Origin of the sequence: Synechococcus sp. CS-197 (assembly GCF_025128215.1) — a bacterium.
In the GTDB taxonomy this organism is placed as follows: domain Bacteria; phylum Cyanobacteriota; class Cyanobacteriia; order PCC-6307; family Cyanobiaceae; genus Synechococcus_C.
In genome coordinates, this window is the sequence record NZ_JAHLZC010000017.1 from 34,757 (window position 1) to 47,473 (window position 12,717).

The 12,717-nt window shown below is 63.8% G+C and carries 18 protein-coding genes; 11 read left to right on the top strand and 7 right to left on the bottom strand.

Features of this window, described 5'->3' with window-relative positions:
* Positions 1–14 precede the first annotated feature (14 nt).
* The 7 genes from KQ296_RS07080 (at position 15) to KQ296_RS07110 (ending at position 5,069) form a co-directional block, all read left to right on the top strand.
* Positions 15–1,778: a sodium:solute symporter family protein gene (locus KQ296_RS07080; protein WP_011933948.1), complete on the top strand. Its 1,764-nt coding sequence runs from the start codon at positions 15–17 to the stop codon at positions 1,776–1,778.
* 38 nt (positions 1,779–1,816) lie between these two features.
* Positions 1,817–1,954 carry a hypothetical protein gene (locus KQ296_RS07085; protein WP_259726445.1) on the top strand — a complete coding sequence of 46 codons (138 nt, stop codon included), beginning with the start codon at positions 1,817–1,819 and terminating at the stop codon, positions 1,952–1,954.
* Between the two features lie 15 nt (positions 1,955–1,969).
* Positions 1,970–2,779, top strand: coding sequence for a HEAT repeat domain-containing protein (locus KQ296_RS07090; protein ID WP_011933947.1), 810 nt, complete (start codon positions 1,970–1,972; stop codon positions 2,777–2,779).
* Between the two features lie 71 nt (positions 2,780–2,850).
* The gene (locus tag KQ296_RS07095; RefSeq protein WP_011933946.1) at positions 2,851–3,054 is read left to right on the top strand and encodes a DUF2997 domain-containing protein; all 204 of its coding nucleotides are present in this window, start codon (positions 2,851–2,853) and stop codon (positions 3,052–3,054) included.
* Positions 3,054–3,446 carry a DUF1257 domain-containing protein gene (locus KQ296_RS07100; protein WP_011933945.1) on the top strand — a complete coding sequence of 131 codons (393 nt, stop codon included), beginning with the start codon at positions 3,054–3,056 and terminating at the stop codon, positions 3,444–3,446. Before KQ296_RS07095 ends, KQ296_RS07100 begins: the two co-directional genes overlap by 1 nt.
* A 16-nt stretch (positions 3,447–3,462) precedes the next feature.
* Positions 3,463–3,861 carry a ferredoxin gene (locus KQ296_RS07105; protein ID WP_011933944.1) on the top strand — a complete coding sequence of 133 codons (399 nt, stop codon included), beginning with the start codon at positions 3,463–3,465 and terminating at the stop codon, positions 3,859–3,861.
* A gap of 50 nt (positions 3,862–3,911) precedes the next feature.
* Positions 3,912–5,069 (top strand): aldo/keto reductase, encoded by a 1,158-nt coding sequence (locus KQ296_RS07110; RefSeq protein ID WP_259726441.1) that lies wholly within the window; start codon positions 3,912–3,914, stop codon positions 5,067–5,069.
* Here the strand turns inward: KQ296_RS07110 and rsmG are convergent.
* On the bottom strand, positions 5,045–5,809 hold the full coding sequence (gene rsmG, locus KQ296_RS07115; RefSeq protein WP_011933942.1) for a 16S rRNA (guanine(527)-N(7))-methyltransferase RsmG: 765 nt from the start codon (positions 5,807–5,809) through the stop codon (positions 5,045–5,047). The genes KQ296_RS07110 and rsmG overlap by 25 nt on opposite strands.
* Positions 5,810–5,869: 60 nt before the next feature.
* Between rsmG and KQ296_RS07120 the strand changes: the two genes are divergently transcribed.
* A complete protein-coding gene (locus KQ296_RS07120; RefSeq protein WP_011933941.1) occupies positions 5,870–6,400 on the top strand; it encodes a J domain-containing protein in 531 nt (176 codons plus the stop codon).
* A complete protein-coding gene (locus KQ296_RS07125) occupies positions 6,387–6,608 on the top strand; it encodes a DUF3143 domain-containing protein (RefSeq protein ID WP_011933940.1) in 222 nt (73 codons plus the stop codon). The genes KQ296_RS07120 and KQ296_RS07125 overlap by 14 nt, the downstream gene beginning before the upstream one ends.
* On the opposite strand, the gene bioA is transcribed toward KQ296_RS07125, so the two are convergent.
* Positions 6,592–7,878, bottom strand: a complete 1,287-nt coding sequence (gene bioA / locus KQ296_RS07130; protein WP_011933939.1) for an adenosylmethionine--8-amino-7-oxononanoate transaminase — start codon at positions 7,876–7,878, stop codon at positions 6,592–6,594. The genes KQ296_RS07125 and bioA overlap by 17 nt on opposite strands.
* A 55-nt stretch (positions 7,879–7,933) precedes the next feature.
* Between bioA and KQ296_RS07135 the strand changes: the two genes are divergently transcribed.
* A complete protein-coding gene (locus KQ296_RS07135) occupies positions 7,934–8,224 on the top strand; it encodes a hypothetical protein (protein WP_011933938.1) in 291 nt (96 codons plus the stop codon).
* Between the two features lie 16 nt (positions 8,225–8,240).
* On the opposite strand, the gene KQ296_RS07140 is transcribed toward KQ296_RS07135, so the two are convergent.
* The 5 genes from KQ296_RS07140 to KQ296_RS07160 are packed head-to-tail and all read right to left on the bottom strand — an operon-like array spanning position 8,241 to position 11,719.
* Positions 8,241–8,396: a hypothetical protein gene (locus tag KQ296_RS07140; RefSeq protein WP_011933937.1), complete on the bottom strand. Its 156-nt coding sequence runs from the start codon at positions 8,394–8,396 to the stop codon at positions 8,241–8,243.
* Complete coding sequence (gene bioD / locus KQ296_RS07145; protein ID WP_011933936.1) at positions 8,396–9,064, bottom strand: dethiobiotin synthase; 669 nt, start codon at positions 9,062–9,064, stop codon at positions 8,396–8,398. The genes KQ296_RS07140 and bioD overlap by 1 nt, the downstream gene beginning before the upstream one ends.
* Positions 9,061–9,819 (bottom strand): methyltransferase domain-containing protein, encoded by a 759-nt coding sequence (locus KQ296_RS07150; protein WP_011933935.1) that lies wholly within the window; start codon positions 9,817–9,819, stop codon positions 9,061–9,063. The genes bioD and KQ296_RS07150 overlap by 4 nt, the downstream gene beginning before the upstream one ends.
* Complete coding sequence (locus KQ296_RS07155; protein ID WP_011933934.1) at positions 9,816–10,562, bottom strand: alpha/beta hydrolase; 747 nt, start codon at positions 10,560–10,562, stop codon at positions 9,816–9,818. Before KQ296_RS07155 ends, KQ296_RS07150 begins: the two co-directional genes overlap by 4 nt.
* Entirely contained in the window at positions 10,559–11,719 is a 1,161-nt protein-coding gene (locus tag KQ296_RS07160) for an aminotransferase class I/II-fold pyridoxal phosphate-dependent enzyme (protein WP_011933933.1), read from the bottom strand. Before KQ296_RS07160 ends, KQ296_RS07155 begins: the two co-directional genes overlap by 4 nt.
* Before the next feature lie 33 nt (positions 11,720–11,752).
* Here KQ296_RS07160 and KQ296_RS07165 point away from each other — a divergent pair, with 33 nt between their 5' ends.
* Positions 11,753–12,709 (top strand): bile acid:sodium symporter family protein, encoded by a 957-nt coding sequence (locus KQ296_RS07165; protein WP_011933932.1) that lies wholly within the window; start codon positions 11,753–11,755, stop codon positions 12,707–12,709.
* Positions 12,710–12,717: the final 8 nt, after the last annotated feature.

The window sequence follows — 12,717 nt, forward strand, 5'->3', positions numbered from 1 at the left end:
CACCGTTCGTCCCCATGGCGCGCATTGATTGGTTGATCCTGGTCGCCTATCTGGCCAGCACGCTGGTTCTGGGGCTCTGGCTGGCCAGGCGAAACCGCGACGAAGACGACTATTTCGTGGCCGGTCGCCGGCTCAGCGGCTGGTTGGCCGGTGCGTCCATGGCTGCGACCACCTTTTCCATCGATACCCCGCTCTACGTGGCAGGCATTGTTGGGACGCGGGGACTGGCAGCCAACTGGGAGTGGTGGGGATTCGGTCTCGCGCACGTGGCGATGGCGGTGGTCTTTGCGCCCCTTTGGCGCCGCAGTGGAGTTCTCACCGATGCGGCCTTCACCGAACTGCGCTACGGGGGTGCTGCTGCTGCCTGGTTGCGGGGAATCAAGGCCTTTCTGCTGGCACTCCCTGTGAATTGCATTGGGATCGGCTACGCGTTCCTGGCCATGCGCAAGGTGGTTGGTGCTCTGGGCATCGTCTCCGATCAGCCCGTTCCCGCGGCCGGTGGTGTGTCCGACACGCTTCTCCTTTTGATCATCGTGGCAGCCCTGGTGCTGGCTTACACCGTGGCCGGGGGGCTCTGGGCTGTGGTGATCACGGATTTCATTCAATTGATCCTGGCTTTGCTCGGTGCTGCGGCCGTTGCCTGGGCGGCGGTGCACGCTGCTGGAGGAATGGGGCCCCTCCTGGAGCAACTGGAGGCTTTGGGCCGGCCTGAATTGCTCTCCATCGTTCCCTGGCGCTGGGAGGACAACGGTTTCAACTGGATCGGCGGCGCTGGGATCAGCGTGTCCACCTTCTTGGCCTACTTGACCGTGCAATGGTGGAGTTTCCGCCGCAGTGACGGCGGTGGAGAGTTCATCCAACGCATGCTGGCCACCCGCAATGAGCAGGAGGCACGCCTCGCGGGCTGGGTGTTTCTGGTGGTGAACTACCTCGTGCGCAGCTGGCTCTGGGTGCTCGTTGCCCTGGCGGCGTTGGTGCTGCTTCCCGATCAGGCGGACTGGGAGCTCAGCTATCCGACTCTGGCTGTGCAGTTCCTTCCGCCTGTGGTGCTCGGCCTCGTTGTGGTGTCTCTGGTGGCCGCCTTCATGAGCACGGTGAGTACGTCGGTGAACTGGGGCGCCAGCTACCTGACCCACGACCTGTATCAACGCTTCCTGCGCCCGAACGCCTCCCAGCGGGAGCTCTTGCTGGTGGGTCAGCTGATGAGTGTGATCTTGCTCGTGTTGGGCGTGATCACGGCTTTAATCAGCGACAGCATCGGCACTGTTTTTCGGCTGGTGATCGCCATCGGCACCGGCCCTGGTGTGGTGCTGGTGCTGCGTTGGTTCTGGTGGCGGATCAATGCCGCCGCTGAACTCGCCGCCATGCTCTGCGGCTTCGTGGTGGGTTTACTGACATCGGTCGTTCCCCTTCTGCAGATCGCTGATTACGGCCAGCGCTTGATGGTCACGACTGGGTTGACGGCATTGGTCTGGCTGACGGTGATGCTGCTGACGCCACCGGAATCCCCTGACGTGCTCGAACGCTTCGTGCAAACGGTGCGCCCGCCTGGACCCGGCTGGGACCAGTGGCGTCGTCGCTGGGATGTTCAGGCCGCTGAAACGTTGTCGACACTGCTGGCCCGTTTTCTGTTCAGCTCCGGGATTCTGTTCGGGGCTCTCCTGGGTTCGGGAGCCTTTCTGCTGCACCAGCAGGTGATCGGTTGGATGGGGCTGGTTGTTGCTGCTATCAGTCTGCTGATGCTGCGCAGGACAGGGCGTGCCGTCACGCTGGTCTGAGCGTGGCTTCGGTGCTCTGGCAGTCAGAATGAGCCGAAATGTTCAACGTTGTGGCGTTCTTTCGATCCACCCTGCTGCCCATCCTGATCGTGGCCTTGTTCGCTCTGGCCCTGGTGGCCGTCAGTGCCCGCATCTGGCTTCCCGGGGACATGCTCGCTCCCGCACCCATGAGCTGAGATTACGATCGGCACATGGGTGACGCATTCAGCTCCAAAAAGAATGATGCGATGGCCGATCTGGCGATCGATCCGGATGTGCTCGCCAATGAGCTAGCCGCTGAGCTGGTCGGGGATCCCCTTGATGAGATTGCTCTGGATGACCCAGAGCATGATGCCCTTCTGGCCGCCAGAGCCTGTGATGAAGGACTGGAATGGCTGCAACAGGGCCATGACCAGTGGTTGCAGGGTCTGCGTGTGTTCTGTGAACACAGGGATCCCCGCGCCGTTCCCCTGCTGCTGCCGCTGTTGGAAGAGTTTTGTCCCGTCGTGCGCATGAGCGCGGTGTACGCCCTGGGACGGAATCCTTCAGCGCAGGCGGTTCAGCCCTTGCTCCAGCTGCTCAAGCTGGACAGCAACGCCTATGTGCGCAAGGCCACTGCCTGGAGTCTGGGTAACTACTCGGACGCTCCAGTGCTCAATCCGTTGATCCATGCGCTGCAAACCGATGTGGCATCGGTGCGCCTCTGGGCTTCTGTTTCCCTGGCTGAGGCCGGCAGCACCTCGCCTGCGAAGGCCGATTTGGCAGCGGGGCAGTTGCTTGTGAGCCTTCAGATCGACAGTGAGCCCGTTGTGCGCAGCAATTGCATCTGGGCCCTGTCCCGTTTGCATGACCATCTGGTGAAACCTCGGCAGGATCAGGTGGTTGAGGCGTTTGTCGGCGCACTGCTCCAGGATCGTGAGGCGACGGTTCGCGATGAGGCACGCACCGCACTTGAGCAGCTTGATGATCCCGAGCTTGTGGACCGGTTGAAGACCTTGGTCGATGAGGGACTGCTGCTCTGACTGGGATCGGTTACAGGGCTCTCCGCAGAAGGTCTCTCGCCTCTAGCATTTGTCCAACTTTGTGGTGGTGCATGCCTCAGCGCACAGTGCGATTCCGAATTCGTCCCGACGGTCGCGTCGAGGAAACGGTGGAAGGGATCGCTGGTGACGGCTGTTTGCAGCTCACGGATCGTCTGGAAGCGGCCCTCGGCACCGTTGAACGGCGCGAATCCACATCTGAGGCGTTTGCCACTACCCAAAACCTCCAACAGACCCAGTCCGTCGAGCCCTCCTGATGTCTCACTTCAGCACTGTCAAGACTGAACTTCGTCAGCTCGAGCCCCTCCGCGGCGCTCTTGAAGATCTCGGTTACGCCCCCGACTCAGGGATGCAGACCGTGCGTGGTTATCGCGGCCAGACCGTGGAGGCGGAACTGTCGGTTGCGATCGAGGGCAGTGCTGATTTTGGGTTCCGCTGGAACGCCACCAGCGGCGCTTACGAATTCGTGACCGATCTTGATCTGTGGCGTCAGCCGGTCCCGGTGGAGCGTTTCCTGTCCCAGCTCACACAGCGCTACGCACTGCGTGCTGTGCTCGAAGCCAGTCGTCAGGAGGGCTTTGATCTGGCTCAACAGATCACAACCCAGGACGGCTCGATCGAATTGGTTGTCACCCGCTGGGACGCCTGAGTCGGCTTGCTCCAGCGTGAAGGATCCTGCTGCAGCGGCCTATGCCGCGTCCTCCCTTGATCAGCCCGCTGTGTCGGGATGTGAGCCCGTGCTTGGCGGGGCACTCCGAGAGCGTGCAGTTTGGGTTGATGAGGCCGTGTGCATCGGCTGTCGCTACTGCGCCCACGTGGCCACCAATACCTTCGCAATCGAACCCAACCTGGGCCGCTCCCGTGCCATTCGTCAGGACGGTGACAGCAGTGAACGGATTCAGGAAGCAATCGAAACCTGTCCAGTGGACTGCATTCATTGGGTGCAATTCGATGAGTTACCCGCGCTGAGGCGGCAGCTCGACGCCCAGGAACTGCTCCCCCTCGGGTTGCCATCACCGGCAAGGCCGCGGCGGCAGTTGCCCCGTGCCACGTCTTCGGATTGAGGCGTGTGACCACTCTTCCCACACGCCGCTTTGGACGGACCGAGCTCTCGATGCCGGTTCTCTCCCTCGGAGGAATGCGCTTTCAGCAGAGCTGGAGTGATCTTGAAGCGAAGGCGATCACGGCCCAGTCCCAACAGTTGCTGCAGCGCACCCTCGAACGTGCTGTTGCGCTTGGTTTTCGTCACATCGAAACAGCACGGCATTACGGAAGTTCGGAGCGGCAGCTGGGCTGGGCCATGCCTGACTGTCCTGACCCAGGCCGCATTCTTCAAACCAAAGTTCCGCCTCAACAGGACCCTGCCCTGTTTGAGGCGGAGTTGGAGCTCAGCATGCAGCGGTTGGGTGTGCAGCGCGTGGACCTGCTCGCCATCCATGGCATCAACCGACGCGACCACCTCGTGCAGACGATCAGGCCAGGAGGCTGCCTGGAGGTGGTGCGGCGTTGGCAGCAATCAGGGCGCATCGGCCATGTCGGCTTTTCCACCCATGGGGACACCGATGTGATTGTTGAAGCGATTGAGACCGATGCGTTCGATTACGTGAACCTGCACTGGTACTTCATCCGTCAGGACAATGAGCCGGCGATTGCCGCTGCGCATCGCCACGACATGGGCGTGTTCATCATCAGCCCCACAGACAAAGGTGGCCATCTGCACACACCGGCGCAACGGCTGGTCGCGCTGACCGACCCTCTTCATCCCATCGTCTTCAACGATCTGTTCTGTCTGCGCGATGCGCGTGTTCACACCCTCAGCGTGGGTGCGGCCCGCCCTGAAGATCTCGACCTGCATCTGGAGGCTGTCAGTCGACTGGATCACGCTCAGGCTTTGGTGAGCCCCATCGAGGCCCGTTTGCATCAGGCCGAGTTGGAGGCCCTCGGGGCCGACTGGCTGAACAGTTGGCGGCAGGGGCTTCCCGATTGGCAAACCACCCCCGGGGACATCAATCTGCCCGTGCTGCTCTGGCTTCACAATCTTGTGGAGGCCTGGGGCCTGGATGGCTATGCCCGGGCCCGTTATGGCCTCTTGGGCAGGGCTGGACACTGGTTCCCCGGTGCCAATGCTGACGCCCTTGATCGCGACGTGAGTGAGGAAGAACTTGATGCGGCCCTGGGCGCGAGTCCGTGGCGGACCTCCATCCCCGCGCGACTGCGCGATCTGCGCGAGCGGGTGGGAGGTGACCGTCAGGAGCGGTTGTCGTCAGCCTGAATGCCCAAAGGCTGTTTGCTGGGAATGCCAACGGCACGCGGGTAGAGGTGCGGCGTCGGCTGTTCGGGCATCACCCGGATCACGGTGCGGGGGCCGCGCGCCGATGGCAGCTCACAGCGCTCAATCGCGACCGTTTTCGCTTTCAGCAAGGCAAGAGCAGGATCCAAATCCCGCTGGTCCTCCTGTTGCCAACGCCCTCGATAGAGCAGGGCCTGCCCGTTGGTGTGCAGGAGTGGAACCAGGTATTCGGCCACGACAGGAGCCGAGGCCACGGCCCGGGCCAACGCCAGATCAAATTGGCCTCTGCATCGGGGGTCCTGACCGGTTCGTTCCACCCGTTCCGTGCGGACACTGACCCGATCTGCCATTCCGAGTGAACGGGCCATGGCTGCCACCGCTGCCGTTTTGCGGCTCACAGAATCCACCAGGGTCAGTTCTGCCCCCGGGAGAGCAATGGCGACAGCGAGACCAGGGAATCCGCCGCCCGTGCCGACATCAATGCAACGACGAGGAGTGTCTGCCGTGTCCAGTTCGGGTTTGAGAGGCCAGAGACTATCCAGCACCTGGGTGACCCAGAAGTCTTCCCCCTCCACAAGTCGGGTGAGGTTCACCCGCGTGTTCCAGTCGCGCAGCAACTCCTGGAGAGTGATCAGTTGCTCGCGTTGCCCTGCGTCAGGCGTCCAGCCCAGCCTGGACCAGAGCTCCGGCCCTGGGGCAGCGAACGGCGTTGACTCAGGCATAACGGCCTTCCCCTCTCTCCTTTCTAGAGTGTCTGCGTGCCCGGGGACTCAGCCCACCGCATGCCACCCTCGGTTCAAGATCTCAGCCATTACGAGCGCCTTGGTGTTCCCAAGGGTGCCGATAGCGAAATGTTGCGGCAGGCCTTCCGCAGGCTCAGCAAGGCTGTGCATCCGGATACAACCCGTCTGCCGGCCCAGGATGCCGCCAGACAATTTCGCCTGCTCAGGGAGGCCTATGAGCAATTGGCTGATCCACGCCTGCGACGTCTCTACGACGCGGCCTTAGAGGAGCGGAAGGCCACGCCAGTGGCCGCCATGCAGGCCTCCTTGCCGGTGCCCAGTGCGATCGGCCAGCGTCGACCCCTGTCCGGTGGGGAATGGACGTCATTGCTTCTGCTCGCAGGGGCGTTGTTGCTTTGCCTGCTCTTGGGGGTCGGAGTGGCCTGGAATCGGGGTCTGGCGCTTCAGGTGCAACCGAGTTGGCTGGTGGAAGAGCAGACTCGAATCATTGACGGCAATCCTGGTGGTTTTGATGGCACCGCTTCCTCCGCCAGAAACTCCCCTGAACCAGCACTCATTGCGGGCTCTTGAGGAATGGCTGCAGAGTTTGGGCGCAGGGCGCAGTGACAGTGATCCCTGCGACTGGATCTGGGATCAGCCTGAATGGAGCGCTCGCTTGCGTTTGGCCCAGGAGGACCTGGGCGTGACCTGGACGTCCTGCCAGCCCCTGAAATCCTGCTCATTCCCCTATGGACTGTCCCGGGAGGATGTGGAAGCAGCCCTCAGGCTTGGTCCCTGAGCGCGTCCAATCCGGTTTCGATGGCGTCGTAGCACTGATCCAGCTGAGCATCGCTGATGCACAGCGGAGGAAGGAGATACACCACATCTCCTAAAGGGCGAATCAGCACTCCGTGCTCGCGCACCAGGCTGCGCAGGATTTTGCCTGCGGGATTGAGGTACCCCTCGGCGCTGTCTGTGACCAGGTCGAACGCTGCGATCGTGCCGCACAACCTCGGCCGTTGAACTTTGGGGTGGCGGGCCAGACGTTCCAGGCGGGGCTGATGCCTCTCTTCAAAGCGCTGGTAGTTTTCAGGCTCGGCTTCCAGCAGGTCGAGACTGGCATTAGCGGCGGCACAGCCCAATGGATTGGCCGTGAAGCTGTGGCCATGCCAAAGGGTTCGGGTGGGATCGCTCCCCAGGAATTCCGCGAAGATCGACTCTCGGGCCATCGTGATCCCCATCGGCAGGAATCCGGCGGTTAATCCCTTGGAGAGCGCGACCAGGTCGGGATGGATCCCTGCGCGCTGGGATGCCAGCAGGGTGCCACAGCGACCGAAGCCTGCCAGCACCTCATCGGCGATCAGCAAACTGCCGGCCTGCCGAACCTGCTGTTCCACAGCTTGCAAAAACGCAGGACGGACCATACGCATCCCTCCGGCTCCCTGGACCAGCGGTTCCAGGATCACAGCTGCTGTTGGGGTCTTCAGCGCTTGCTCCAGGGCACTCAAGGCCTCCTGTTCGCGTTGGTCCACCGTGGCGTCGTCCCAGTGCGTGTGCGGCCAGGGCACCCGCGCAACGGGGAACAGAAGCGGATCGAAGGGCTCGCTGAACAGGCTGCGAGCGCCAACGGCCATCGCGCCGAAGGTGTCGCCGTGATAAGCCCCATCAAAAGCGATCAATTGCTGCCGGGGCTCTCCGCGGTTGTGCCACCACTGCACCGCGGTTTTCAGAGCCACTTCCACCGCCGTGGATCCGTTATCTGAGAAGAACACGCGATCGAGATGCGTGTGCTGGGCCAGTCGCTGGGCGAGCCGCTCGGCCTGGGGATGGGTGAATTCCGCAAAGATCACCTGCTCCAGCGTGGCCGCCTGCTCGGCGATGGCTGCCGCCACCACCGGGTGCGCATGGCCGTGCAGCGTGACCCACCAGCTGCTGATCCCATCGATCAAGGGCCCCCCTTCGGCACGGTGGAGCAACGCCCCTTCGCCTCGCACCACCTGCTCGAGTGGCGGTGTGGTGGTGATGGATGTGAAGGGTGGCCAGAGGTTGGGGTGGTGGTTCCGTGACACTGGGCACGCATGACAGCCAGTTGTCATCATGAGCTCTAGTCGGGTTCGTGCATCGATGGCCTTCACAGAAGCCAGCCGCCGTCACGGGCAGTCCCGCTCTCGACGGTTCGTGGAACCCGCGTCCTCCCAGCCCCGATGCCAGCAAGGCAGCGAGGGCTGTCGCAGCATTTTTTTTGAAGGGGGTTGGCCTTCGATCAAGACGCGCCTCGAGATGCGCGGATGGTCGCCCTCCCAGGTGGAGCAGATCCACGAACAGCTGCGCCAGGGGTGGCCTCTGACCATGGCGGTGCGTCACGTTGCGCTGATGCTGGGCCGTTGTCCGATTCGCTCCAGGCCAATGGGTTGATCCTGAGCGACGGTGTTCAGCGGCAAACGTCGCTGTCGCGCTCTCCCTGGGTCGCGATTGGGCCGCAGTTGAACCAGCGCACCAGCTGAACCTCGACATCGGTGAAGAGCACAAGGATGCCCCCACACAGCAGGACGACGGCCACGGTGGCCCAGGTCTGTCGGCTGGTCATCAGTGATCCGGGCGGTGCATCAAGGCCCTGAACTTAAGGCCCAGCTTCTGCTTCTGCCACGCAGCGCTGAGTGTTGCTGCGCTGAGAGGGTCCAGGGGAGGCAGTTCTGCCAGCACCGGAACCCCTCCGAGATCCTCCAGGGTTCGAGGGTTGTCGGCATGCAAGGGGCCATTGAGGATCAGCCCGAGCACGGGAATGCCTCGGCTTGCCAAGGCCTCAAGACTCAGGAGCGTGTGATTGAGCGTGCCCAGTCCGCTGCGGCACACCAAGACCACCGGGAGATTCCAGCGCTGCAGCTGGTCGATCTGTCTCCAGGTGCGGGTGAGCGGCACGTGCAGGCCTCCGGCCGTCTCCACCACCAACGGGGTGGTTCCGCTGGGGGGCAACTGGAGCCGCCGCGGCTCGAGGACCCTGTTCTCAAGCTCCGCCGCCCAATGGGGTGAGACGGCAGCGTGGAAGGCGTAGGTCTCTGGAATCCAGCGGTGTTCCGGTAGCTGCAAAAGATCGATCACCCTCTGACGATCGCCCCCTCCCTCCAGTCCGCTCTGCACTGGCTTCCAGTACATCGCCTCCAGCCCCTGAACCAGCCATGCACTCACGACCGTTTTCCCGACGTCGGTATCTGTGCCGCAGACCACGAGCCGGAGAGGATCAGACCTTGGATTCATCCGCGAATCAGCAGTAATTGGATCACCCAGGTGAGTCTGAGCTGGCCGTCGTTCCGGCGGTCGCTCCAGTTTGTCTGGAGACGACGCCAGTCCCGCAGCGCTAGGGGGGCTTGCGGGCTGGTGCCAGCTCCGATCCGGCGCATCGGTTTGAGCAGGAGCGGCAGGCTCGGTGAGGTCACGGTGTAAGTCACCCGGCGCGTCATGCGCAGTTGCTGGGCCGGGATCGTTTTCAGTAAATCGTCACTGGACGGGAATGGCAGAGCGGTGCAGCGCACCCCGCAGCGCCTGGCGCTTTCCTGCCACTGGGGGAAGCATCCGTCCACCGGGAGAGCAACGGCCAGGAGCCCAGCGGGGGACAACCGCCGAACCCACTGTTGCAGCACGCGTTGTGGGTTCGGCAGCCAGTGCAAGCAGAAGCTCGAGGCCAAGAGGGTTGGCGCTTCACTCCAGACCGGCAGCTCCGCCGCGAGATCCCAGTGCAACACCTCGGCATGGTCAGGATGACCGCTCAGCATCGCCCGACTGCCATCGACGCGCAGCACGCTGCGGCCGGGGTGGAGTTCTTCCAGAGCTTTGGCGAGATGACCGGTTCCGCTCCCTAGATCAACCCAGAGCCCGTCGGAGAGTCCTTCCCGCCGACAGAGTTGCGCCATCCGCCAGGCCACTGAGCGTTGCAGTCGCGTTAAGCGGTCATACCGTTCAGCAGCGCGATCGAATCCGCGCAGAACGCGCTCTTGCCAGGCGGTTGGTTTCACGAGGGCTGCCCGATGTCGTGGCCCAGCCACTGGTCTTGGCCCAGCCACTCTCTGACTTGCGTCAGCAAGTGAGGCACCAGCAGGGCATGGCCCACGTTGGGGAGACACCAGTGCTCGGGAGCGTGCTCAAGCAGGTTGCCGAGTTCTTGGTGCAGGCATCGGCTCGCTTCTGGCGCCACGATGGCGTCGGAGCCCGCCTCCACGATCAGCACGCGGGCGCTGGCGGGCAGCCCTGGTGGCAGCCCCGTGGTGGCGATCAGGCGCTCGAGATCGGCTCGCAGCCGCTCCCGCCCTTCAGTTGTCAGGCCCTGCGTTCCCGGACCCGGTGGCAGCGCGCTGACATCTGTGGGGGCGGCAGCGCGTTGCAGGAATGTGTGCAGCATCGTGGCTTCGCCCGGACCACCGATGGCGCTTCTCATCCCTTCAAGCCCAGCCCGCAGCGCACGGCCCTGCCGTCCTTCAGGAACAAAACGCCCGAAGCTGGCCAGGAAGACAACATCTGTGGCCTGGGCCAGCACGGTGGCCTCCAGCAGGTGCGGTCCAAGGGAGTGGGCGATCACCGCCCGTCGCTGCGGCGCCGCAGGATCGGATTGCTCACTCCAGACAGGCGCGTAAGGACTGCGGCTGCCATAGCCACGTTCTCCACTGATCCAGTGCCATCCATGCGCTTGGAAGGCGCGCTCCCAGGGGGCCCAGACGGCAGCATCCGAGCTCCAGCCATGCATCGCGATGATCTGATTCATGAGCGGAGAGGGCCGGGCCCAAGGGACGTCTCCAAGGCATGCAGGGCCTGATCGGATTGGCCGCGATGCAGCACCAAGCGCAGCCGGGCTGTTCCCTCCGGAACGGTTGGCGGGCGGATGGCAACCGTGAGAACCCCTGCCGCCTCCAGCCGCTGCTGGTACTCCAGGGCTGGCTGATCCTCCCCCACCAGCAGCGGCAGGATCGGCCCAAGTCCGGCAGGGCGGGCCCAGCCCTGGGCTGCCAGGCGATCTCTCCAGCGATGGCATTGTTTCACCAGGTCGGATCCCCAGCAGGGATGCGTGGTCAGAAGGTCCAGAGCGGCTAACGCGGCGGCTGCCAGGGGTGGTGCCAGGGCTGTGGTGTAACGGAAGGCTCCGCTGGTTTGCAGAAGAGCATCGGCCTGCTCTCGATCGCAGGCGAGGAAGGCGCCACCGCTTCCGAAGGCTTTGCCAAAGGTGCCACTGATCAGGGCGATGCCTTCCACGCCCAGGCCGAGCCCTCGTCCCTTATCTCCGAGGACCCCGAGCGCATGGGCTTCATCCAGAAGCAGGCGGGCGCTGTAGGTCTTGCAGAGTGCGGCGAGGGCCGGCACATCCGGGCTGGTGCCCTCCATGCTGAACAGGCTTTCGCTGATCACCACCAGGGCTGCGTCCGGGCGCTGGCTGCGGCACGCCTGCAGTGTCTGGCGCAAGGCGTCGAGATCGTTGTGGGCGAAGCGCTTCAGCTGGGCTCCGCTGGCCTGGACTCCCACCAGCAGTGAATGGTGGATCAAGCGATCGGCCAGCACGGTGGTGTGGCGGTTGGCCAGGGCCAGGACTGCGGCGAGATTGGCTTGAAATCCGCTTGGGAACAGAAACACCCTGTCGCGTTGGAGCCACCGGGCCAGAGCCGTCTCCAGGCGGTCATGGACGGGCCGGCTGCCTGTGACCAGCCTGGATCCACCGGCGCCGACCCCACTGCGCCGCAATTCGTCTTCGGCCGCGGCGATCACTGCCGGATGGCGGCTCAGCCCGAGGTAGTCATTGCTGGCCAGATCCACCAGGGCTGGGCCTGCAACCGTCTCTGCCTCCGACGCCAGCACGGGGTGCAGGCTTGCGCCATCCAGGGATGGTGCCCAGGTGCGCAGTCGTCGGCGGCGGGCGGGGGGGACAGTCATGACCTCCACTTTGGGCCCTGATCGCCCTGCAGAGTGAAGGGGTCGTTGTCACCGCTTCACTGGGAAGCGGTTCAAGGCTTGGAGCGCTTCACTCTTCTCTTCCCGTTGTGGACCCTGCTCGCAGCGTTGCTCTCCCTGCTGCAGCCCGGTTTGTTCTCCTGGGTGGCGGGGCCGGTGATCGTTTGGTCTCTTGCGCTGATCATGCTGGGCATGGGGCTGGGGCTTTCCCCCGCTGATTTCCGCCGGGCCATGCTTCCGCCGCGGGCTGCCCTGATCGGTGTGGGTGCGCAGTTTCTGGTGATGCCCTCCCTTGCTGCCCTGTTGGCCTGGACCCTGCAGTTGGAGCCGCCGCTGGCGGTTGGCTTGATTCTGGTGGGCTGCTGCCCAGGCGGGACAGCGAGCAATGTGGTGGCTTTGATCGCCCGGGCTGATGTGGCGCTTTCGGTGGTGATGACGTCGTTGAGCACCCTGCTGGCCGTAGTGGTGACACCCCTGCTCGCCAGTGCCCTGGCGGGGCGCTACGTGCCGGTGAATGGCTGGACCCTGCTGGTGAATGTGTTGCAGGTGGTGTTGATTCCGGTCACGGTCGGCGTGGTGATCAAGCAGGGGCTGCCCCGATTGGCGGCCAGGGTGCAGCCTGTGATGCCACCGCTGGCGGTGGTCGCGATTGCCTTGATTGTTGCCGGCATTGTTGGCAGTCAGCGTGAGGTGCTGCTGCGCCAGGGAGCAGTGCTGGTGTTAGCCACGGCTCTCCTCCACGGCGGTGGCTTCCTGCTCGGCTTCCTGCTGCCAGCACTCATGGGTGAACCCAGGGCTGTGCGTCGCACCATCAGCATTGAAGTGGGGATGCAGAACTCCGGACTGGCGGTTGTGTTGGCCCGATCCGGTGGCTTTGCGAGTCCGCTCACCGCCCTTCCAGGAGCGATCTCCGCTGTGATGCACTCACTGCTGGGCAGTCTGCTTGCGGCCCTGTGGCGACGGCGTCCCTAGGATCGCGC